Source organism: Leisingera sp. ABM4_101 (genome assembly GCF_056158725.1).
The window spans coordinates 112643-133995 of the sequence record NZ_JBSWTV010000004.1 but is presented as its reverse complement, the minus strand read 5'-3'; the positions used below and the strand labels follow the sequence as shown (position 1 = coordinate 133995).

Annotated in this window: 21 protein-coding genes; 9 read left to right on the top strand and 12 right to left on the bottom strand. The window is 71.6% G+C overall.

Annotation, left to right across the window (positions count from 1 at the left end; translation table 11 throughout):
* From ACXAEK_RS23120 to ACXAEK_RS23110, 3 genes are all read right to left on the bottom strand, one after another.
* Window positions 1-1823: calcium-binding protein (locus tag ACXAEK_RS23120; RefSeq protein WP_475045701.1), on the bottom strand; the 1823-nt coding region annotated here is incomplete at its 3' end.
* 186 nt (window positions 1824-2009) lie between these two features.
* The gene (locus tag ACXAEK_RS23115; protein ID WP_475045700.1) at window positions 2010-2672 is read right to left on the bottom strand and encodes a hypothetical protein; all 663 of its coding nucleotides are present in this window, start codon (window positions 2670-2672) and stop codon (window positions 2010-2012) included.
* Window positions 2669-3721 (bottom strand): helix-turn-helix transcriptional regulator, encoded by a 1053-nt coding sequence (locus ACXAEK_RS23110; RefSeq protein ID WP_475045698.1) that lies wholly within the window; start codon window positions 3719-3721, stop codon window positions 2669-2671. Before ACXAEK_RS23110 ends, ACXAEK_RS23115 begins: the two co-directional genes overlap by 4 nt.
* Window positions 3722-4452: 731 nt before the next feature.
* On the opposite strand from ACXAEK_RS23110, the gene ACXAEK_RS23105 reads away from it, so the two are divergent.
* Window positions 4453-5127 carry a helix-turn-helix transcriptional regulator gene (locus tag ACXAEK_RS23105; RefSeq protein WP_475045697.1) on the top strand — a complete coding sequence of 225 codons (675 nt, stop codon included), beginning with the start codon at window positions 4453-4455 and terminating at the stop codon, window positions 5125-5127.
* A 308-nt stretch (window positions 5128-5435) separates the two neighbouring features.
* Here ACXAEK_RS23105 and ACXAEK_RS23100 read toward each other — a convergent pair whose 3' ends face one another.
* Window positions 5436-6677: a glycosyltransferase family 4 protein gene (locus ACXAEK_RS23100; RefSeq protein ID WP_475045696.1), complete on the bottom strand. Its 1242-nt coding sequence runs from the start codon at window positions 6675-6677 to the stop codon at window positions 5436-5438.
* A gap of 161 nt (window positions 6678-6838) precedes the next feature.
* On the opposite strand from ACXAEK_RS23100, the gene gspD reads away from it, so the two are divergent.
* Genes gspD through ACXAEK_RS23085 form a run of 3 tightly spaced genes read left to right on the top strand, consistent with a single transcriptional unit; the run spans window position 6839 to window position 11596 of the window.
* Window positions 6839-8848 (top strand): type II secretion system secretin GspD, encoded by a 2010-nt coding sequence (gene gspD, locus ACXAEK_RS23095; protein WP_475045694.1) that lies wholly within the window; start codon window positions 6839-6841, stop codon window positions 8846-8848.
* Between the two features lie 13 nt (window positions 8849-8861).
* The gene (locus ACXAEK_RS23090; RefSeq protein WP_475045692.1) at window positions 8862-10382 is read left to right on the top strand and encodes a GspE/PulE family protein; all 1521 of its coding nucleotides are present in this window, start codon (window positions 8862-8864) and stop codon (window positions 10380-10382) included.
* Entirely contained in the window at window positions 10379-11596 is a 1218-nt protein-coding gene (locus ACXAEK_RS23085) for a type II secretion system F family protein (protein WP_475045690.1), read from the top strand. The genes ACXAEK_RS23090 and ACXAEK_RS23085 overlap by 4 nt, the downstream gene beginning before the upstream one ends.
* Before the next feature lie 75 nt (window positions 11597-11671).
* On the opposite strand, the gene ACXAEK_RS23080 is transcribed toward ACXAEK_RS23085, so the two are convergent.
* Window positions 11672-12139: a type II secretion system protein N gene (locus ACXAEK_RS23080; protein ID WP_475045688.1), complete on the bottom strand. Its 468-nt coding sequence runs from the start codon at window positions 12137-12139 to the stop codon at window positions 11672-11674.
* Between the two features lie 133 nt (window positions 12140-12272).
* Between ACXAEK_RS23080 and ACXAEK_RS23075 the strand changes: the two genes are divergently transcribed.
* Window positions 12273-12806, top strand: a complete 534-nt coding sequence (locus tag ACXAEK_RS23075) for a hypothetical protein (protein ID WP_475045686.1) — start codon at window positions 12273-12275, stop codon at window positions 12804-12806.
* Window positions 12807-12834: 28 nt separating this feature from the next.
* On the opposite strand, the gene gspM is transcribed toward ACXAEK_RS23075, so the two are convergent.
* The 7 genes from gspM to gspG all read right to left on the bottom strand — a co-directional run bounded on the left by gspM (window position 12835) and on the right by gspG (window position 17580).
* Window positions 12835-13335 carry a type II secretion system protein GspM gene (gspM, locus tag ACXAEK_RS23070; protein ID WP_475045684.1) on the bottom strand — a complete coding sequence of 167 codons (501 nt, stop codon included), beginning with the start codon at window positions 13333-13335 and terminating at the stop codon, window positions 12835-12837.
* Window positions 13332-14531, bottom strand: a complete 1200-nt coding sequence (gene gspL, locus ACXAEK_RS23065; RefSeq protein WP_475045683.1) for a type II secretion system protein GspL — start codon at window positions 14529-14531, stop codon at window positions 13332-13334. Before gspL ends, gspM begins: the two co-directional genes overlap by 4 nt.
* Window positions 14532-14632: 101 nt before the next feature.
* Window positions 14633-15574: a type II secretion system minor pseudopilin GspK gene (gspK, locus tag ACXAEK_RS23060; RefSeq protein ID WP_475045682.1), complete on the bottom strand. Its 942-nt coding sequence runs from the start codon at window positions 15572-15574 to the stop codon at window positions 14633-14635.
* Window positions 15571-16239, bottom strand: coding sequence for a type II secretion system protein GspJ (locus tag ACXAEK_RS23055; protein WP_475045680.1), 669 nt, complete (start codon window positions 16237-16239; stop codon window positions 15571-15573). The genes gspK and ACXAEK_RS23055 overlap by 4 nt, the downstream gene beginning before the upstream one ends.
* Complete coding sequence (locus ACXAEK_RS23050) at window positions 16236-16634, bottom strand: hypothetical protein (protein ID WP_475045679.1); 399 nt, start codon at window positions 16632-16634, stop codon at window positions 16236-16238. The genes ACXAEK_RS23055 and ACXAEK_RS23050 overlap by 4 nt, the downstream gene beginning before the upstream one ends.
* Window positions 16619-17095, bottom strand: coding sequence for a prepilin-type N-terminal cleavage/methylation domain-containing protein (locus tag ACXAEK_RS23045; RefSeq protein ID WP_475045678.1), 477 nt, complete (start codon window positions 17093-17095; stop codon window positions 16619-16621). The genes ACXAEK_RS23050 and ACXAEK_RS23045 overlap by 16 nt, the downstream gene beginning before the upstream one ends.
* Complete coding sequence (gspG, locus tag ACXAEK_RS23040; protein ID WP_475045676.1) at window positions 17080-17580, bottom strand: type II secretion system major pseudopilin GspG; 501 nt, start codon at window positions 17578-17580, stop codon at window positions 17080-17082. Before gspG ends, ACXAEK_RS23045 begins: the two co-directional genes overlap by 16 nt.
* A 114-nt stretch (window positions 17581-17694) precedes the next feature.
* On the opposite strand from gspG, the gene ACXAEK_RS23035 reads away from it, so the two are divergent.
* From ACXAEK_RS23035 to ACXAEK_RS23020, 4 genes are all read left to right on the top strand, one after another.
* The gene (locus tag ACXAEK_RS23035; protein ID WP_475045675.1) at window positions 17695-18492 is read left to right on the top strand and encodes a prepilin peptidase; all 798 of its coding nucleotides are present in this window, start codon (window positions 17695-17697) and stop codon (window positions 18490-18492) included.
* A 68-nt stretch (window positions 18493-18560) separates the two neighbouring features.
* Window positions 18561-19121, top strand: coding sequence for a hypothetical protein (locus ACXAEK_RS23030; protein WP_475045674.1), 561 nt, complete (start codon window positions 18561-18563; stop codon window positions 19119-19121).
* Window positions 19043-20131, top strand: a complete 1089-nt coding sequence (locus ACXAEK_RS23025) for a tetratricopeptide repeat protein (protein WP_475045673.1) — start codon at window positions 19043-19045, stop codon at window positions 20129-20131. Before ACXAEK_RS23030 ends, ACXAEK_RS23025 begins: the two co-directional genes overlap by 79 nt.
* Window positions 20132-20142: 11 nt before the next feature.
* Window positions 20143-21336 (top strand): SEL1-like repeat protein, encoded by a 1194-nt coding sequence (locus tag ACXAEK_RS23020; RefSeq protein WP_475045671.1) that lies wholly within the window; start codon window positions 20143-20145, stop codon window positions 21334-21336.
* Window positions 21337-21353 lie beyond the last annotated feature (17 nt).

Below are 21353 nucleotides of genomic sequence, written 5' to 3'. Positions count from 1 at the left end.
TCGCCGGCGCCGCCGTCCAGGAAGTCCCGGCCGTTGCCGCCATAGAGCCGGTCGTTGCCGTCCTCGCCATAGAGGCAGTCGCTGCCGTTCTCGCCATAGAGCGTGTCTTCGCCGACGCCGCCTTCGAGCACGTCATCGCCTTCGCCGCCCTTGAGCTTGTCGTCGCCGCTTTCCCCGTCGAGGAAGTCGTCGCCGTCATTGCCCTTGAGCTTGTCCTGGCCGCTGCCGCCCTTGACGATGTCATTGCCTTCGCCGCCGTCCATGAAGTCGTTGCCGGCATTGCCTTCCATGTAGTCGTCGCCCTTGCCGCCGAACATCTTGTCGTTATCGGCGTTGCCGAACATGGTGTCGTTGCCTTCACCGCCCTTCATGGTGTCGTTGCCGCGGTCGCCGAACAGCACGTCGTCGCCGTCATTGCCATGCACGCAGTCGTCGCCGTCATCGCCGTGCAGCGTGTCATTGCCCTTGCGGCCGTAGAGCCGGTCGTCGCCGGTGCCGCCGAAGCCATAATCGTTGCCGCGGCCGCCGATGATCACGTCATTGCCGCCTTCGCCGAACATGGTGTCATTGCCGGAGCCGCCGCGGATGCGGTCATTGCCGTCCTCGCCGCCGTCGTAGGTCTCATAGCAGTCCGGGCAGTCGACCGGCTTCAGGCCGTTCTCCATGGCATGGGCCTGGGTCTCGCCGTTGGGCTCCTCGTCGTCGCAGCAGCTCCAGTCGATCTCATATTCACCGACACGGCCGTGGTCGCCGAAGATCAGGTCGCCCTGGGCGCCGCCTTCCAGCACGTCGTTGTTGGAGCCGCCGCGCATGGTGTCATAGCCGGCGCCGCCGTTGACGTCGTCGCGGCCCGCGCCGCCGTCCATCAGGTCGTTGCCGCGGCCGCCCTGCATCAGGTCGTCGTCGGCCTCGCCGAACATCTTGTCGTCGCCGCCCTGGCCGTCCATGGTGTCGTTGCCGTCACCGCCCAGCATGCAGTCGTCGCCGTCGACCTGCTCGGTCTTGTTGCCGGTGCCGTTGTCGGCGCCGAAATCAAGATCGTCATTCTGCGACTGGCGTTCGTCGCCGAACATCTCGTCATCGCCGGAGCCGCCGATCACCAGGTCGTCGCCGAGGCCGCCTGCCATGCGGTCATTGCCGCCCTGGCCGTTCATGCGGTCGTCGCCGTCGCGGCCGTACATGGTGTCATGGCCGTCGTATTTGGTTTCGCCGGACTGGCCCATGTCGCCCCACATCCAGTCGTCGCCGCCTTCGCCGTCCATGCAGTCGTTGCCGAGCTCGCCATAGAGGTAGTCGCCGCGGTCGCCGTCTGCGTAGCTGTAGTCGCCGTCGGCATCATCGCCGAAGATGTGGTCGTCGCCGGAGCCGCCGAACACGGTGTCCTGATGCTTGCCGCCCAAGAGCGTGTCATCGCCGGTCTCGCCGTCGATGTAGTCGCAGCCGCCTTCGCCGTCGATCCAGTCGTCGCCGTCGTCGCGCGGATCGGCCGGGTTGCCGACGCCATCGGCATTGCCGCCGAACAGATAGTCGTTGCCGGAGCCGCCTTCGATATAGTCATGGCCGTTCTGGCCTTCGATGTAGTCCTGGCCTTCTTCGCCATCGATGCGGTTGTTGCGCTCGTTGCCGTAGACCGCGTCATCGCCGGCCCCGGCCGAGGCATTGTCGCCGGCATCATGGTCGTTCAGGTCGATCACATTGCCGTCAGTGCCGCCCCATTCGGTGGTGCCGTCGTTATAATCCGGATCGAACTTGTTATCGCTGTAGCGGATATCGCATGTCGGATCACAGACCTCCCAGTCGGGGTTTTGGTCCTTAATACCCATGGTAAACGTCCTCCTCATTAACTGTGTGGGGCGGGACAGCTGGTGCTGCCTGGGTCGTGCCCCCGCCGGCGCGGCCTGCCATGTCCGCGGCAGGCCTGGCGCGCAAAGGCGTCGTGTTGCCTTCTGGTGTATTGCAGCGCAAAGACCGGGGCTGCGATGCCCCCAAATGGGGACAAAATCAGCGTATTAGACGCTTTCTCCCAGCCGCAGGCCCAGGCTGGCGGCGGCCTCCAGCAGCGGGCCGTGCCACCAGGCGCCGGCCGCCAGGGCGGCGGCCAGGGCGGCCAGCGCCAGCGCCGCGCGCAGCCCGCGGCGGCGCGGCGGCGGCACCGCCGCCGCTGCCAGCGCCTCTGCCAGCGCCGCCTTCAGGACCGGTTCAAATTCGATCCTGAGCGCCCCCTCCATCCGGTTCACCGCCGCCTCCAGCTGGTCGATGCGGGCGCTGAGCGCGGCGCGGTCGGCGGCGGCCTTTTGCATGGCCTGGGCGCCGAGCCCGTCGTTCAGGGTGGTGAACATCCCGGCGATGCGCTTGTGCAGCGCCACCAGGTCGGCCTGGGCGGCCAGCGGCGCCTCGCCCTGGCGCAGGGCGGCGGCGATCTGCGCCAGCACCGCAGCGCTGAGCCGCGGCGGCTGCTGCGGCTGGGCCGGGGCCTGTGAGGTTTGAGCCTGTGCTGTTTGAGCCTGTGAGGCTTGAGACCGGGCTGTTTGAGCCTGTGAGGCTTGAGGCTGGGCGGTTTGAGCCTGGGCGGTTGCTGCCCGTGATGTTCCGGCCTGCGCCGCCGGCGCCTGCGGGCTGCCGGCCGGGGCGGGCGGGCCCTGCACCGGCGTCTCCAGCGTCAGCTTGTTCATGACGCTCTCCCCAGCGAGGCCTGCCAGGTCAGCCGCTGCGCCATCTCGGCGCGGCCTGCCGACTGCAGCTTGGCCAGCACCCGCTTGGCGTAGGTGTTGAAAGTCTGCTCCTTGAGGCCCGCGATATGCGCCGCCTCGCGGTTGGACAGCCCCAGCTGAATGAGCGCCGCCACCCGCGCCTCCGACGGCGACAGGCCCATTTTCTGGGCCAGCATTTCAATGCGGGTGCGGTCGGGCTGGCGCGGCAGGATCGCCACCACCAGCGGCATGTCGGCGCCGGCGCAGCGGTAGCGGGTCAAGGACACCGGCAGCCGCATGCCGCTGCGCCGGTCCTCCAGGAACAGGATCAGCTCGCGCGGGGGCTGGCCGGAGCCGCCGGAGCGGCCGCGGCGGGCGCGGGCGCATTCGGCCACCGCCGCGTAAAACCCCGCGGTCTCGCCGGCGCTGGCGCAGCTGAGGCGGCCGGAGCTGTCGCTCAGCAGGCCGCCGCCATCCAGCATGTCGCGCCCCGATTTATTGCAATGCAGCAGCGTGCCGTCGCCGTCCAGCACCAGCACCGCGCTGTCGGTCTTCTTGGAAATGGTCCACAACAGCGCGCTGGTCACCGCCGCCTGGGTCTCGCCCGCCAGCTCGCGCAGGCTGTCCTCGCGCAGCACCGGCCAGATCGCCTGCAGGATGTCGCGGCAATGGGCGTCATGCGGGCCGCCTTCGAGTTTGAGCGCGATCAGGTCCTCGCTGCCGTCCTCGAAGCGGCAGGAAAACAGCGCCCAGCCGCGGCCTGCCGCCAGCTCTGCGGCCAGATCCGCCGCCTGCTGCGGCGGCAGCGCCGCGGCCAGCGCCTGCGCCGCCTTCCCCCCGGGGCGGCGCGGGCGCAGCTCGCTGGCGGCGCCGGGCTGCAGCTGGCGCCGCAGCAGCGCCGCGGCGGTGTCCGGGCAGGGCCCGCCAAATGCGCCGGAACTGGTCAGCACCGGGGCGCGGCGGTGCCCCGGCTGCACCAGGGCCAGCCGTGTCAGAGAAGAGATTTGCCTTTGCAGAGACTTAGAAAACAATACCTTGCCCGTTTGCGCAACGGACGCACTCAACATAACCATGTTGCCCCCCGGCATGACATAATGAATGCCTTGAAGGTAGCACAGCAGGGGGCAGGGCAAACCGGGCAGAAGGGGTACGCCAAAGGCCGGGGCGCGCGGGCCGCGGCACCGGAGCGGCGGGGGGCAATACCACCATGGGGGTAGCGCAGCCTGGCCGCCGGGGCCGATTCGAGTAACCTGTGGTTGTTTTGTGGATAAGTACAATTTCCCTAAATTGTGAATTCCCAATTGGAAACGCTGCGTTTCCCCTTTTGAAACACTGCCGGGATGGCCAGGTCAGGCGCGGGATTGCAATAAAAAACAAAAGGATAAGGCAGAAGCCCGGGCTGTGTTCCGGGACCAGCGGGCAAAAAGCCCTGCGCCAGGAGGCCAAGCTTCTTAACAAAAAAGGATAGATTCGCTACGGTTTATCCACAGCAATGCGCATCAGAAGTGTTTGGACGCCCGTTTGCGCAGCCCGGGCTGGGAGGTTTTTTTCCGGGCGTGTTCTGTATTTATCACGATCGGGAAACGGCGGCGCCGGGGCGCGGCCGGGGCCGGGATGGCAGCAGGCGGGCAACGTGTGTTTCAGGGAGCGGCAGCGCATTGCAGCCAGGGCCGCCTGCGGGGGCAGGCCGCCTTGGCCGCGCGCTCCTGGGGGACGGGCCGGTTTCTGAAACCGGCGCGGGTTATGAGTAAAGGAGTTTTGGATGCCTGTGCACATTGTGGGGGAAAGCAGGCTTCTCAGGGACATGTTTCTGACCATCTGTGAAGCGCATGATTACGAAACCGGGCGCTGCTGCGGCAGCCTGGCGGATTTGCCGCCCTTGCCCGCCCAGGACATGGTGCTGTTCTACAGCCATGAGGCGGGCGACAGCCTGGAGGCGGCGCTGCGCGCCTTCCGCGCGCGCAAGGGCGGCGCGCATCTGATCCTGGTCACCGGCGATCACTGCCCGGCCGCCACCCAAGCGCGGCTCAGCCAGTATGCCGAGGCGGTGATCCCGGAGCGCAAATCCGCCGATGCGCTGATTGCGGCGCTGCAGGTGGTGCAGGACGGCTACCGTATCGTGCTGCCGGAGACGGCGGCAGGAGAGATGGCGGCGGCAGACCGGACGGTGCAGCCGCAGGTGGAGCGGCGCCGCAACGGATCCGGCAGCCACGGCCTGTCGGACCGCGAGCAGCTGATCCTGGCCAAGCTGACCGAAGGTGCCACCAACAAGAGCATCGCCAATGAGCTGGGCATCTGCGAGGCCACGGTGAAAGTGCATCTGCGCACCTGCTTCCGCAAGATCGGCGCCAAGAACCGCACCCAGGCCGCACTCTGGGCCTCCGAGCAGCTGCCGCCGCCTGAGACCGGGCCCGGGCCGGGGCTGCGCCGCCACTGACGGCCCGGGGGAGCTTTTAGGAGGGCGCGCCCGGCCGCACCGGCCGGGACGCCGCTTGCCGGATGCGGGCGGGGCCGGGGCCCGCCGCATCCGGCCGGTGGCCAAAGACGGCACGGCCCGGCAGGCCGCGCAAAAGTTTTTGGAAAACTTTTGCCAAGGCTTTTCAGAAAAGCCTTGGGCGCTGGGGCCTGCAGCGCCGGGTGAGAGCCTGGCTTCGCGTTCGCGGCGGGATCTTTGCCCGCCGTGCTTCCGGCTGCAGGTTTTGCCGCCGTGCCTCCGGCCCAGCTCACAATACTCCGTGCCTCCGGCTAGACTTTAATTCTCCGTGCCTCCGGCACGAGGGCATTGATCTGCGCAATATGCTCCGGCAGGCAGCGGGTCAGGAAATCGTATTTCTCCACCACATGGGCGCGGGCCGCCGGGCCGATATGGGCGTAATCGCCAGGGTTGGCCAGCACATCCGCGACCTGATCGGCCAGTTTCTCAGGGCTGAAGAAATCGACCAGCAGGCCAGTCTCGCCATGGGTGATGGCCTCGCGCACCGGCGCCACATCGGCGGCCACCACGGTGGCCTGCATCGCCATCGATTCCAACAGCGACCAGCTGAGGACAAAGGGCATGGTCAGATAGATGTGGCAGCGGCTGATCTGGATGATCCGGCAGAGATCGGCGTAAGGCACCTTGCCCAGGAAATGCACCCGGCTCCAGTCGACGCTGCTGCCCAGTTCCTCCTCCATCTCGCCGCGCAGGCCGCCGGGGTGCTTGCTCTCGGCGCCATAGGAGGTCTCGTTGCCGCCGATCATCAGGATGCGCGCATTGGGGCGCTGCGCCTGGATCCGGGGCAGGGCGCGCATCATGATGTGAAAGCCGCGGGCGCGCTCCATGTTGCGGGCAATATAGGTCACCACCTCGTCGTCGCGGCTGAGCGGGCGCTCCAGCCGTCCCAGCCCGATCGAGGCGTCTGGATCCGGCCCCAGCGTGTCGGTGCGGATGCCGTCATGGCAGAGATACATCCGGTCGTGGAAGCTCTTGGGGAAGCGGTCGCGCTGCCAGGCGGTGGGCACATGGCCCAGGTCCACCTGTTCGATGCTGGCGTAAGGCACCGCATTGCGCGCCTCGGCAAAGAAATAGGCCTGGTCGTTGGGCGGGTTGTCCGGGTCGAACCCGACCAGCCCGCCGGAGGTGCGGTAGAAATACTCGAAAAAGCCGATCACCGGCACATCCGGGTAGGGGTCCTTGATGAACAGCAATTCGCCCCAGCCGGTGTGGCCGATGATGATGTCGGGGATAAAGCCCGCCTCCCGCAGCTGCCGCGCCGCCAGCGCCGCGCCGAGGCCGGTGCCGGTGGCCGCCTCCCAGTCCTTGGAGAGGCCGAAGGCGTCCTGGGCGGGGGTGCGGAAAGGCTTGTAGGTGACGGTTTTGATCCCCTTCAGCTGCACGTCATTGCGCTGGGTCAGGAAAACAATCTCATGGCCGCCCTGGGCCGCCAGCCAGGGCGCAAGCTCCCGGTACTGGCCGGGCATGTTCTGATGCACAAATAAAATTTTCATGGGCCCATGCTTGCCGCGCAGGCGGGCCGGATGCAAGCGCAGGCTGCACGCGGCCGCCCGCAGAGAATCCCGTGTGTTTCGCTGCCGCTTGCCCTATGATGCGCCGGAACAGGCAGGGCCGCCGCCGGGAAGGCGGCGGCGCGGAACCAGAGAGCAGGCCAATGACAGACCAGGCACAGATGCGGCAGGCCGCAGCAGCGCTGATTTTGCGGGCGCTGGCCCCGGGGTGGGCGGTGATGCTGAGGCTGATGCTGATACTGATGCCGGCACTGGGCCTGGCGGCCTGGTCCGGCGGCCCGGCTGCGGCGCAGGTGACGCTGGACCTGCGCGATGCCGATCTGCGCAGCTTTGTCGAGATTGTCTCCGAGGCTACCGGCCGCCGCTTTGTGCTGGATGCAAATGCCCGCGGCACGGTGACGGTGCTGGCGCCGGACCAGATGTCGCCGGAGGATCTGTATGAGGTGTTCCTGGCGGTGCTGGAGCTGAACCGGCTGACCCTGGTCGAAGGCGCGGGCGCCGACCGGATCGTGCCGGTCAATGCGGCGCGGGAGCTGGCGCCGGGCGGTGCCGGGGGGCAGGCCGGCGGTTTTGAAACCCGGGTGATTCCGGTCCGCGAGATCCCGCTGCAGGAGGTGATCGAGGTGGTGCGCCCGCTGCTGCCGGCCGAGGCGGTGATGACGGCGGTGCCGGGCTCGAACCGGCTGATCCTGTCGGACCGCGGCGCCAATCTGGAGCGGATCACGCGGCTGATCGAAAGCCTGGACAAGCCGCGCAAGCAGGCACCGGTGGAGATCATCCGGCTGCAGAACGCCGCCGCGGCGGATGTGATGCAGGTGGTGCAGGCAATGCAGATCCTGCCGGAGGAGGCGGCGATCAGCGTCGACCGCCGCTCCAACGCGCTGGTGGTTTCCGGCTCCGAGGCGCTGCGCCACCGGGTGCGGGTGCTGGCGGCCGAGCTCGACACCCAGCGCGACCGGGTGGCGGCGCGCAGCATCGGGCTGAATTATGCCGAGGCCGCGGCGATTGCCGATGTGGTGATGCGCACCCTCAACGATACCCAGGACAATACCGGCCGCACCCCGGTCCGCATCGTGCCGGAGCCGCAGACCAACACGCTGCTGGTCTCGGCGCCGCAGGAGCAGATCGATGATATCGTGCAGATGGTGCGCCATCTGGACCGCCGCCCGGCCCAGGTGCTGGTAGAGGCGGTGATCTTTGAAATGTCGGTGCAGGGGCTGTCGGACCTGTCGGTGCAATTCGGCGCGGTGCTGAATGATGCGCTGGTGGGCGGGGTGCAGTTCACCCTGCCGGGGCGCAGCAGCCTGATCAACCTGATTTCCGCCGCCAGCAGCGGCGAAGCGCTGGAGGTGGGGGCGGCCGGTGTCATCGGCGGCGCCCGGCTGAAGGACGGCGACGGCATTGCCGGGCTGCTCACCGCCATCACCACGGTGAATTCCACCCGGCTGCTGTCCACCCCGTCGATCCTGACCCTGAACAATCAGGAGGCGGAAATCGTGGTGGCGCAGAATGTGCCCTTTGTCACCGGCAGCTTCTCCACCGTGAGCGGCAGCGCGGTGGACAACCCGTTCCAGACCATCGAGCGCCAGGATGTCGGCCTCACCCTCAATGTTACCCCGCAGATCAACGCCGACCGCACCGTGCGGCTGCTGATCAAGCAGGAGGTGTCCAATCTGACCAATGCCACCGCCTCCTCGGGCGGCGAGATCACCTCGCGGCGGTCGCTGTCGACCTCTGCGCTGGTCAGCGACGGGGCGGTGATCATGCTGGGCGGCCTGCTGGAGAACGGCTCCGGCGCGGTGGACCAGCGGGTGCCCGGCCTGTCGAAGCTGCCGCTTCTGGGCGGGCTGTTCCGCGGCAAGAATGCCACCGGCGACCAGCGGGTGCTGCTGGTGCTGCTGCGGCCGCAGGTGGTGGCCTCGGACGCCGAGGCGCGCCGGATCACCCGCCAGCTGTCGCGCAAGGCGCAGAGCGCCAGCGCCGCCATTGCACCGCTGGACGACGGCCGGTTTCCGCACTCCCGGGTCGGCGCGCTGCCGTTTGACGGCGCCGACCTGAATCAGCCCTTTGATGCCGGATTCATTGATGACGTTGCACAACGCCGGAACTATCCCCCGCTCCCCAGCCGCCTCCGCTTCAGCGGCCAGGACTGAGACCGCAGCCGGGATGGCAGCGGAACCCGGGGCCGGTCCCGGGGCGGCGGCGTATCCGCCGCGGCTGCCCTTTGCCTTTGCCCGCGACCAGCAGGTGCTGCTGCAGGCGGGCCCGGGCGGCCTGCGCCTGCTGGCCGGCCCCGGCGCCACCCAGCTGGGCCTGCGCGAGGCGCAGCGGCAGCTGGGGCCGGAGACCGCGCTGGAGGCGGTGGAGCAGCTCGGCCGGATGGGGTTTGAGGCGGCGCTGGCGCGGCTTTACCAGGACAGCGCCGCGGGGGCAGAGGCCGCGGAGGCAGGCGCGGACCTCAGCTTTGATCTGGAGGAGGCGGCCTTTGCCCGCCGCCAGCGCGACCTGCTGGACGAGCCCGGCGATGCGCCGGTGATCCAGCTGGTCAATCAGCTGTTGCGGCGGGCGGTGCAGGGCGGCGCCTCGGATTTGCATGTGGAGCCGCATGAGGGCGGCCTCAGGGTCCGGATGCGCGTCGACGGGGTGCTGCAGGAGGTGCTGGACCGCAGCGATGTGCCGGTGCGCCGGGTGGTGTCGCGGCTCAAGGTGATGGCGGGGCTGGATATTGCCGAGACCCGGCTGCCGCAGGACGGCCGCATCCCGCTGTCGCTGGGCGGGCGGGTGATCGACACCCGGGTCAGCTCGCTGCCCGGCCAGTACGGCGAGCGCATCGTGCTGCGGATCCTGGACCGCTCGGCAGGGCTGCTGCCGCTGGGCGGCCTGGGGCTGAGCGCGGATCAGCAGGCGCTGCTGCAGCGGCTGGCGGGATATCCCAACGGCATTATCCTGGCCACCGGGCCGACCGGGGCGGGCAAGACCACCACGCTGTATTCGCTGCTGCAGCTGGCCGACCGCGCGGCACGCAATATCGTCACTGTCGAGGATCCGGTGGAATACGACCTGCCGGGGATTTCCCAGAGCCAGATCAATGCCGGCATCGGCATGAGCTTTGCGGCCGGGCTGCGCGCCACCCTGCGCCAGGACCCGGATGTGATCCTGGTCGGCGAGATCCGCGATGCCGAAACCGCCTCGACCGCGGCGCAAGCGGCGCTGACCGGCCATCTGGTGTTCTCGTCGCTGCATGCCAACAGCACGGCCGGCGCGGTGGTGCGGCTGCGCGACCTGGGGGTCGACAACTTTCTGATTGCCGCCACGCTGCGCGGGGTGATCGCGCAGCGGCTGCTGCGCCGCCTGTGCCGGGACTGCCGCCGGCCGGAGCCGCCCGGCGCCCGGGCGGCAGAGCTGTTCGGCCGCTGCGGGCTGCCGCAGCCGGCGCAGCTGTACCGGGCGGGCGGCGGCTGTGCCGCCTGCGGCGGCAGCGGCCATGCCGGGCGGCTGGGGATCTTTGAGATCGCCGAAGCGGATGAGGCGCTGCGCCGGGCCATTGACCAGGGGGCCGGCGAGGCGGCGCTGCGCGATCTGGCCCTGCGGCCGCAGGACAGCCTGCTGGGCCAGGGGCTGGCCGCGGCCGCCGCCGGGCTGGTCAGCCTGGAGGAAACCCTGCGGGTCGCCGGGGACGGCGCATGAAGGCCTATGCCTATACCGCCTATACCGGTGCCGGGCGCAAGCGGCGCGGCACTGTGGTGGCAGAGACCGAAGCCGATGCCGCGGCCCAGCTGGCGGCGCAGGATCTGTTTCCCGCCGAACTGGCGGAGGCGCAGCCGCGCGGGGCGAAGGGGGGGCTGGCGCGGCGCTGGCGCCAGCGCCGCCTGCTGCCGGAGCTGCAGGCGGTGTTCACCCGCCAGATGGCGGTGATGCTGGCGGCAGAGCTGCCCGCGGATGAGGCGCTGGAAGCGGTGCGCGCGGGCGGCCATCCGGCGCTGGATGCGGTGGCGGCCCAGGCCCGGGCGGCGCTTTTGGACGGGGCGGCGCTGTCGGATGCGCTGGCGGATGCAGGGGCGGGGTTTCCGCCCTATTACCTGGCCGCGCTCCGGGCGGGCGAGGCGGCGGGGGAGCTGGCGGCGGTGTTTGACGGGCTGGCCGCCCATCTGGAGCAGCAGAACACGGGCCGCGCGCAGATCGCCACCGCGCTGGTCTATCCGGGGTTTGTGGCCGCGGTGTCGCTGCTGGTCTGCGGCATCCTGATGACCAGCGTGGCGCCCGAAATCGTGGCGATGTTCGAAATGACCGGCCGCCCGCTGCCGCCGCTGACGGTGGCGGTGCTGGCGGTCTCGGAGGCGCTGCGGGCGCATGCGGCGGGGCTGGCGCTGCTGGCGGCCGCCCTGGCCGGGGGGCTGGCGGCGGTGCCGCGGGTGCCCCGCCTGCGCCGCCTGCGGGACCGGATCCTGCTGCGGCTGCCGGTGGCCGGGCGGCTGCTGCGGCTGGGAGAGGCGGTGCAGTATATGCGCACCCTGGCCCTGGTCCTGGGATCGCGCCATGCGGTGCTGAGCGCGGCCAGCAGTGCTGCCGGGGTGCTGGAGACCGCCGGTTTCCAGGAGGAGGCGGCGGCGGCGGCGGCGGCGGTGCGCCAGGGCGAGAGCCTGTCGGAGGCGCTGGGGCGGCTCAGCTTCCTGCCGCCGGTGGCGCGGCAGCTGATCAGCGCCGGCGAAGTGTCGGTGCAGCTGGCCCGGATGACCGCCCGTGCCGCCGATCTGACAGAGCACCGGCTGCAGACCGAACGCAAGCGCATTGCCGCCTTGCTGGAGCCGGTGCTGATGATGCTGGTGGGCGGGCTGGTGCTGGTGATTGTGCTGGCGGTGCTGCTGCCGGTCTTCGATCTGCAGGCTGCCATAGCGGGCTGAGGCCCGTGCCCCGCCGCGCCGGCCTGCTTCCGCTGAGACCGCCCCGGGGCGGGCACAGCAGAGCAAAAACAGGCTCTATTGCGGGAAATCCAGCAGTTCGGGCGCGCCGCCGCTGCGTGACAGCCACAGCCCGCGGCTGTCGATGCGCTCCACCGTGATGCCGCCTGGCAGCCTGTCTCCGGCCCGCAGCAGCTGCGCGCCGGCCGGGTGGGAAATCATTGCCCAGGTGGTTTCGCCTGCCTGCACCACCCCCTGGAGCGCATAGCCCAGGCTGGCCAGAGGCGGCTTTGGCGGCGCCGCAGCAGCGGCCGCCGGGGCCGGGGCGGCGGCCTGCGGCCGGGGCGGCTGCTTTTCTCCGAACAGCGGCGCCCAGCTGCGCGGCGGCGCGGCCGCCGGAGCGGGCTGCGCGAGCGGTTCCGGAACCGCGTTTGCCGCGGCCGCAGGCAGGCGGGCCGGGGCCCGGGTTTCCTGCCACAGCAGATGCCCGGCCTGACCGGCCGCGGCCAGCGCCAGCAGCGTGCAGGCTGCAGATATCAGACGCATCGGATCCTTTCCCAAAACCGCCTCAAGTGCCCCCGCCCGCCCTGCTGCGCAAGCATGGACGGGCGGCGCCGGGCATGGTAAATTTTCCGCAACAATTAACACATCAATCGGGCAGCCGGAAAGAGAGCAGCAGATGCAGGCATCCACCTTTGCAATTCCGGCCCGGGCTGGCAGGGCCGGGCTGGCCGGAATGGCGCTTGTGCTGCTGCTTGGCAGCTGCGGCGCGGCGCCTTCGGGGCAGGGCGGTTTCCAGAAGCAGTATGCGGTGGCCCGCAACGCGCTGGAGGGCGGCGAATATGCCCAAGCCAAGCGCGCCTATCTGAAACTGATCGGCCAGGCCGGACCGCTGGCGCCGCGGCTGCAGCTGGAATATGCCCATGCCGAGCTGCGCGGCGGCGATTTCGCCGCTGCCGCCAAAACGGCTGCAACCCTGGCCCAGGGCCAGTCCGGCGAGGCCCGGGCGGCGGCGCTGGCGGTGCAGGGCACCGCCCAGCATGAGCTGGGGCTGTCGCTGCTGGCGGGCGGCCAAGCGGCGGCCGGGAAACAGCAGCTGCAGGCGGCAGAGGCCGCGCTGGACGAAGTTCTGAAATCCCATGCCAGCCTGGACCCGCTGGGCTCTCTGGCCGGGCGCCGGGCCAGCATCCGGGCCCGTCTGGACAGGCTCTAAGCCGGGGCCGGCAACCAGCCCTGGCGGCCTATTGCGGCTCCAGGGTGATCCAGGCGGCCACCTGTCCGGGGGTGTCCAGGGCCTCAAAGCGGAAACTGCGCAGGCGGTAGCCCCAGGCGGGATGCGCGCCCATCAGAAACGCCCCGAGCTCATCAAAGCCGATGCTGGCGAAGCGCAGCTCCAGCGTGTCCCCGGCACCGCTGCCCAGCCCGCTGAGCTGGCGCCGGAGCCCGGCGGCCACCAGTTTCTGCTCAATGCCGCTGAGGCCGGCCGGAGCGCCGGGGGCAGGCGGGGCATTGCGGTCCAGCGCCTGTTTCTCGGCCAGCCGCTCTGCCGCCCAGGCCTGCAGCGCGATGGCCTCTGCCTGCGCCGCAGCCGCGGCCTGGCGGCGCTCATGCAGCGGCAGCAGCAGCAGAAATCCGATGGCCAGCGGCAGCACCGCCAGACCCAGCGCCGCCAGCAGCAGCCGTTCGCGGCGGCTGAGCGGCAGCAGCAGGGCGGCCAGGCGGGAGATCATCCGGGCGCTCATTGGCGGTCTCCGTCCGGGGCCGGGCGGCTGTCTGCGGTGATGGCAAATTCGGCAAAGACGCCGCCCTCGCTGCCATCGGCCCGGGAATCGGTCAGCTGCACCGCCAGCCCCTGCGCCCGCAGCGCCGCCGCAAGCCGGTCGGCGGCGGCGAAATCGGTGAGCCGCAGCGCCAGCCGCAGCGCCTCGCCCTGCTGGTAGCTGAGGCTTTCGGCCCGGGCGCCCGCGGCGGCGGCCACCGCGGCGGTGCGGCGGGTCAGATCCAGCACATCGGCTTGCGCTGCAGCGCCGCTGCCGCGGCGCAGGGCCGAGAGCGCGCGGCTGATCTGCAGCCGCGCGTCCAGCACCGGGGCGCCATTGGTGAAATGGGTCTGCACCAGGGCGGCAGTGGCGGCGGCGGCGGCGGAGGTTCCGGCCTCTATGCGGCGGATGGCGGTGATCTGGGCGGCGCTCCACAGGGCGGCGGCCAGCGCCAGCGCCAGCAGCGGCCAGCGCCAGGGCAGCAGGGCGCGTTCCAGCCGGGCCTGGGCCGCCATCGGGTTGGCGCGCAGGTCGCAGGCCAGCTCGCCATGGCCCAGCACCACCGGCTGCGGCAGCCCCAGCGCCGCCACCGCAGCGGCGCTGGCGGCCACCGGGATGCCGCGGCTGCGGGCCAGGGCGGCAAATTCCGGCGGCGCGGTTTCCGGCAGCAGCAGCGCCTTGGGCGGCGGCTGGCTGTCCAGCGCCTGCTGCAGCATCACCCGGGCCAGCGGCGCCTGGGCGGTAAAGCCGTCCTCAATCCCCAGCCGGGCGCTGATGGCGGCGCCGCTGCCACGCAGGGCCAGTGTCCAGACCCCGGGGGCGGCGGGCAGGGTCAGGTAGTCGGGCAGCACCGCCCGGCCCGGCAGCTGCCGCAGCTTGTCCAGCCAGCCGGTGTCAGCGGCCACCGCCCGGGTCCAGGCGGCGGCGGTCTTGCGGTCCGGGGCAAAGGGCTGCATGGCAAACTGGCTGCCGCGCAGGCCAAGCCGGGCGGCCAGCTGGCGCCGGGCCACCTGTTCCCGGGCCTGGCCGCGCAGCCCGGCGGGCAGATCCAGCGCAAACAGCGGCACCGTCTCGCCCGGCACCGCCACCACCTGATGCGCGGCGGCTGCGGCGGTGCCGTCCGGGCCCAGGCGGACGAACTCCGCGGCTGTGTCTGGCTTGGCGCTGGCAGAGGGCATGGCCCGGGGCTCCTGTTGCTGAATGCTGATTGGGTCTGCGCGGCGCAGAATGGGGGCGGGGCGGCGCAAGTGCAATGCGCAATCGGGGCGGGGGCCGTGGTTCAGGGCCGCCGGGTCAGCCGCCAGGCCACGGCTGGCGGCCGGGCGCCGCCGGTTTTGCGCAGCACCGTGCTGCGGCGGCCCGAGAGCGGGCCCAGCTGCGCCTCTGCGCTGGCCCGGAACCACTGCGAGGCCACGGTGATCTGCGCCGCCGTCAGCTGCTCCGGATCTGTGTCACCGTTCTGCTCCGCGGCCTGGCCAGCGCCGGCCCGGGCCAGGCCTGCGGCAATCAGAAAGGCCTGGGGCGAGGCTGCGGGCAGCGTTGCCTGCAGCCGGGCCAGGGCGGCGGGCGGCAGCTGCGGCAGAAAGGCGGCCAGGACCTGGGGCGGGGCGGTGTTCACATTCAGGCGGCTGCCGCCGGGCAGCGCGGTGATATAGGGGCGCAGGCGCTGGTAGCTGCGCGGCGGCAGCCCGGGAATGCCGGCCAGCTGGCCGGCGTCCAGCAGCGCGCCGCCAACCGGGTCCAGCGGCGGGTCGAGCCGTGCCCAGGCGGCACGGTCCTGCGGCCCGCCGGGCTTCAGCGCGGCGTGGATGGCGTCTGCGGTGCGCGGCGGCAGCCCCAGGGTCTGCAGCAGCCTGGCAAAGGCGGCGCGGGCCGCCGTATTGTCCGGATCCGCCAGCCAGTTCACATTGAAACGCCCCTGGAGGTCCTCGATCCGGCCGCTGACCGTGCCCTGTGCCAGTGCGTGTCCTGCCTGCACCTGGGCCCAGGCCTCGCCAGGATGATCGGTGGCATTGCGGTCCTGCGCCAGCAGGGTGATGGCCAGGGCATCGAAGGCATCCAGCGCCAGCGCCAGCTGATCCGCCTGCAGCTCTGCCTGCAGCCGCGCCCGGCCGCCTTCGGCGCGTGCCAGCAGCAGCACCGCCGCCGCCGACAGCGCTGCCACCAGCACCAGCGCATTGACCAGGACAAAGCCGCGGCTGCCGGCGTGCCGGCGGCTCATTTCAGGGTCTCCAGCAGCCGGACAGAGCCGAAATCCCGTGTCTCGAGCCGCACTTCCACCGCCAGCGGCAGGCTGCTGGAATAGACCTCCGGGGCGGTGCCGGCCTGATCGGCATCCGCGGCCGGCGCGGTGCTGCCCCGCGGCCGGGGCTTGAGCGCGGCGGTGCCCTCCACCCAGCCGGCACCGTCCCAGTAGCTGCGGACCTGCAAGGCGCTGACCCCGTCCAGCACCGTCATTGCCGGCAGCCGGGAGGCGGCGCGGGCGGGGGTCAGCGCAGGCCAGATGCGGCGGCTGAGGCGGCCGCCCTGCAGCTGCCATTCGATCCGCTGCAGCCCCAGGGCCTCGGGATCGGGATCCAGCGCCGGCTGGCCGCCCGCCGAAATGGCCAGCACCCCGCCGCGCAGCATCAGCGCCGATTGCGGCGCGCCCTGGCCCGGCGGGTAGAACAGCATTGGCACCGCCGCCGACAGATCCGCGCGCAGCAGGCTCAGCGCCTGTGCCAATGCAGCGGTTTCCGCGGCCCGGGCCTCCAGCGTGCCGCGCATCCGGATCATGCCGCCGAGGGCCTGGGCGCCGAGCACTGCCACCAGGGCAAAGACGGCCATCGCCGCCACCAGCTCAATCAGGCTGAGGCCGCGGTCGGCGGCGCCGCGCGCGGCCTTCATCGCAGCCCCGCGGCGGGCAGGTAGAGCGTCAGTGCTGCGGCTTCACCGCTTTCGGCGCGGGCGGTGATTTCGGTTTTGATCAGCCCGGCAGCTGTGGTTTCGCGGCGGGCCTGCAGGGTGAAGGTGATGCCGCCCAGTTCGGCCTGCTGCGGCAGCCGGGCGGCGGGTCCCAGCAGCTGCAGCTCCTCGGCGCGGTTGCGGGCGGCGGTGCGGGCCAGCAGCCGCGGCGCCTCGCCGCCGATTGCCAGCCGCGACTGATCGGCGCTGCGCAGCAGGGCAACGCTGGCTGCCGCCAGCACGAAGATGGCGATGGCCAGCTCAATCAGGGTGAGCCCGGCCGTGGCTGCAGCGCGGGCGGGGAGACCGGCGGGGGGCGGGGTCAGTCTCCGGTGCATGCCAGTGCCTCCCATCCGCTGGTGCGGCAGCGTGCGGCGCTGCCAAAGGCAATGCTGAAGGCGCTGGAGCGGCCGTTGGCCAGCAGCACGATGTCCGGGGCGCCGGGGGCAGGGGCAGGCCGCGCCGAGAGCGCCACCCGCCCCTGCCAGGGCTGCAGCCGCTCTGCGGTTTCCCAGCCGGCGCGGCCGTGCCAGGCCAGGCGCAGGCCCTGGGATGTGATGGCGAGCCCGCGGCTTTGGCCGCCGGCCACCGCCAGGGCGCGGGCGGCGCTGTACTGGCTGCGGAACAGCGCCAGGTCGCGGGCGCTGCGGTCCGGGTTGCCGCCGAGGGCGAGCACCGCCCCTGCGGCCAGCACCGACAGGATGGCCACGCTGACCAGCAGCTCAACCAGGGTGAACCCCGCCTGCTGGGCGGGCAGAGGGCCGGGACCCGGCGGAACAGGCTCTATTGCAGGGTCCACGAGCCGATATCCGCATCCGCGCCGCTGCCGCCGGCCACCCCGTTGGCGCCATAGCTGAAGATGTCGAATTCGCCATGCACGCCGGGCGACAGGTAGTTATAGGGCTGGCCCCAGGGGTCCTGCGGCAGCCGGTCCATATAGCCGTTTTGGGCCCAATTGGCGGGCACCGGGTCGCTGCCGGGCTTCTGCACCAGGGCGGCCAGGCCCTGCTCGGTGGTCGGATAGCGGAAATTGTCGAGCCGGTAGAGTTTCACGGCGCTGGCGATGGCGGCGATATCGGCCTTGGCGCGGGCGGCGCGGGCCTGGTCAGGCCGGTCGATCACCCGCGGCACCACCACCAGGGCCAGGATCGAGAGGATCACCACCACCACCATCAGTTCGAGCAGGGAAAACCCGGCATCGCCCTGCTGCTGCCGGGCCGTGCGGCGGCGGGGCTGGAGATCTGCGGGGGGCGGGCAAAGGGAGGGGGCGGGCTGTGGCTGCATCGGGTTCTTTCTTTTGACCGGCGGCATGATAGAGGGGGGGCTCAGGACTTGTCCATTGCTCCATAGCCAATCCGGCAGGGGGGCGGAAAGAGGGGAAACCATGCAGGCGGCGCAATGAGCCCCTGGGAGGCGCTTGCGGCCCGGTTTGCGGCGGCGCTGACAGCCGGGATGCCGGAGCCGGCGGCCTGGCTGCTGCTGCTGCTGGCGCCGGCCGCGGGGTCGTTCCTGGCGGTGCTGGCCGACCGGCTGCCGCGCGGCGAGGATGCGGTGCTGCAGCGCTCGGCCTGCCGCAGCTGCGGCCAGCGCCTGGGCGCGGCGGATCTGGTTCCGCTGCTGTCCTTTGCCCTGGCGCGCGGGCGCTGCCGCCATTGCGGCGCGGCGGTGCCGCCCTGGCTGCTGTATTGCGAAATTGCCGCCGCCGGCGCTGCGGGGCTGGCGCTGGCGGCGGGCGGCAGCGCCGCCGGGGTGCTGCTGTCCTGCCTGTTCCTTTGGCTGCTGCTGGCGCTGGCGGCGGCGGATCTGCTGTGGCTGCGGCTGCCGGATGTGCTGACCGCGGCGCTGTTTGCGGCGGTGCTGCTGATGGGGCTGCAGCCGGGCGGCGCCGGGCTGGCGGCGGTGCTGGGCGGCGCGGCGCTGGGGACCGGCAGTTTTCTGGCGCTGCGGCTGGGCTACCGGGCGTTGCGCGGCCGCGAGGGGCTGGGGCTGGGAGATGTCAAGCTGATGGCGGGGCTGGGCGGGTTTGCCGGCGCGCTGGATCTGCCGCTGCTGCTCTTGATGGCCTCTGGCGGGGCGCTGGCGGCGGCCTGGCTGCAGCGGCGGCGGCTGCGCGGCCGCATGGTGCTGCCCTTTGGCGCGGCGCTGTGCGCGGCGGCGGCGGTGCTGTGGCTGCTGCGGGCCGCTGGAGGGGTTTGATCTTGCCGGCGGCGGGCCTTAGGGTCCGCGCATGCCGCTTGGCCGATTGCAGATGACGCGTGAGAGATATGACTTTATTCCGTTTAGCCCCGCTGTGCCTGATCCTTGCCGCCGCGCCGCTGGGGGCGGCTGCCCAGGAGGCAGCTCCGGCCGGTGCTGAAACCGTGGCGGACAGCCCGCAGGCGCTGACCATGGCGCAGGTGGAACAGGCCTGGGCGGCCGGGGATTTTGCCCGCGTCCGGCAGGGGCTGGCGCAGCTGGCGGCGGCCCCGGATGCGGCGTTTGCTCAGTACCGCTATGGCCGGGTGCTGCTGGAGGGGCTGGGCGGGCCGGCCGATCCGGCGGCGGCGCGGGACTGGCTGCAGGCGGCAGCGGATCAGGGCCAGACGCAGGCGGCGGTGCTGCTGGCGCGGCTGTATCTCAGCACGGTGCCGGGCGGGCCGGCCCGGATCCGGCCCAGGCGGCGCAGCTGCTGCTGGCGGCGGGCGCGCGCGGCAGCAGCGAGGCGCAGTATTACCTGGGGCTGCTGCACCAGGCCGGCGAGGGGGTGGTGCAGGATGCCGCCAGCGCCGCGGCTTGGATGCAGGCGGCGGCGGAGCAGGGCCACAGCAAGGCGCAGTTCGAGCTGAGCCGCGCCATGGCCCGCGGCACCGGCATCGCGCAGGACAGCGCCCGGGCGCTGCATTGGCTGCAGGAGGCGGCAGCGGCGGATCATGGCGAGGCGCAGTTCTACCTGGCCTATGCGCTGGACAGCGGCCAGGGCATTGCGCGCGACCGGGCGGCGGCGCTGGATTGGCTGCGCCGCTCGGGGGCGGGCGGCTTTGTGCCGGCCCAGGCGGCGCTGGGGCGCAAATACCTCAAGGGCGATGGTGCTGCCGCCGATCCGGCCGAGGCGCTGCGCTGGCTGCAGGCGGCGGCCGCGGCGGGCGATGGCGGCGCGATGGCCGCCCTGGGCGAGGCTTATTCGGGGGCCTACGGGGTAGCAGAGGATCTGCCGCAGGCCTGGCAGATGTATCAGGCCGCCTGGCAGCACGGGCTGCCGCAGGCGGCGGTGGCGCTGGCGGCCATGCTGGAGCAGGGCCGCGGCCGGGACCCGGACCTGGAGCAGGCGGTGGCGCTTTACCGCGCGGCGGCAGAGCTGGGCAGCACTGAGGCAGAGCTGAACCTGGGACGGCTGGCCGGTGCGGGCCGCCTGGAGGGGCTGCTGGCGCCGCACCGGATGGTGCCCTGGGCGCTGGCGGCTGCCCGGCAGGAGGACAGCGCGGCTGAGGCCTGGCTGGCGCAGCAGGCGGCCGCCGGCCTGCGCCCGGCACAAACCGCCCTGGGCCTGCGGCTGCAGGAAAAAGGCGGGCGCCCGGATGAGGCGGCGGCGCTGTTTGAGGCGGCGGCCGCCGCCGGGGACACTGCTGCGCAGCACCAGCTGGGGCTGCTCTATGTCAAGGGGCAGGGCCGCCCGCAGGATTATGTGCAGGCCCATAAGTGGCTGAACATTGCTGCTGCAGGCGGCAGCTCCGGGGCGCTGGAGACTCGCGGTGTGGTGGCGGATCTGATGACGCCGGAGCAGCTGGCCGCGGCCCAGGCCGCGGCGCGCCGCTTTCTGGCGGCGGCGGCGGCCCCGGCCGGGCTGGCGGCGGAATGAGACGGCGGCCTTTGCAGCGTTTGCGCCCGCTGGCGGCGGCGCTGTGGCTGGTGCTGCCGGCGGCGGCCGCAGGGCAGCAGCCAGGCCTGCCGCTGGAGCAGCTGCGCGCCGAAGCGGAGGCGGGCCAGGCCGGGGCGCAATATGCGCTGGCCTTGCGGCTGCAGGACGGCCGCGGGGTGCTGCAGAATTATGCCCGCGCTGCGGGCTGGCTGGCGCGCGCCGCGGAACAGGGCCATGCGGCGGCGCAGAACCGGCTGGGCCAGTATTACCACAGCGGGCTGGGGGTGGCGCAGGACCGCAATCAGGCGCTGCACTGGCTGGAGCAGGCTGCGGCTGGCGGCGCGGCGCAGCATCTGTTCGACCTGGCGGCAGTGCTGGAGCAGGCACCGGAGGCGGGCGGCGCGGCCCGGGCGGCAGAACTGTATGGCCGTGCGGCCGCGCAGGGCCATCAGGATGCGGCGGTCAGCCTGGGGGTGCTCTATCAGAATGGCACCGGCGTGGCGCCGGATCTGGCGCGTGCGCGCCAGCTTTATGAAGGCCCGGCCGCGGCGGGCCATCCCCGGGCGCTGAACAACCTGGGCCTGATGCATGTGCGCGGCGAGGGCGCTGCGCAGGATTATGCCCGCGCGGCTGCCCTGTTCGAGGCTGCGGCAGCCCAGGGGCTGGCTCCGGCCATCCGCAACCTCGGGGTGATGCATGAGAACGGCTTTGGGGTGGCGCTGGATGAGGCCAAGGCAGCAGAGCTGTACCGCCGGGCTGCCCGGGCGGACAGCGCCGCCGCAGAACCGGGGCCGGTTTATGACGCCCGGCTGGCGCCGCCGGGGCGCAGCGCTGCAGAGCTGGAGCAGCTGAACAGCGGGGCCGCGGCCGGCGATCCGCTGGCGCAGTTCCAGCTGGCCTGGCTGGCGCTGCAGCAGCCGGAGCCGTCCCGGGACGGGCTGCAGGCGGCGGCAGCGCTGCTGCGGGCCTCGGCAGAGGCGGGCTATCCGGCGGCGATGGCCAATCTTGGCTGGATGTATTTCGAGGGCCGCGCGCTGCCGCAGGATTATGTGCTGGGCTATATGTGGCTGGTGCTGGCGGCCAGCGCGGGCCTGCCGGAAGCGCGCGGCCTGAGCGCGGCGCTGCAGGCCCGGATGACCCCGGGGCAGCTGGCCGAAGCCCAGGCGCTGGCCGCGGCCAGGGCAGAAGCCGGGCCGCAGCAATAGATCTGCGTCAGGGCCCT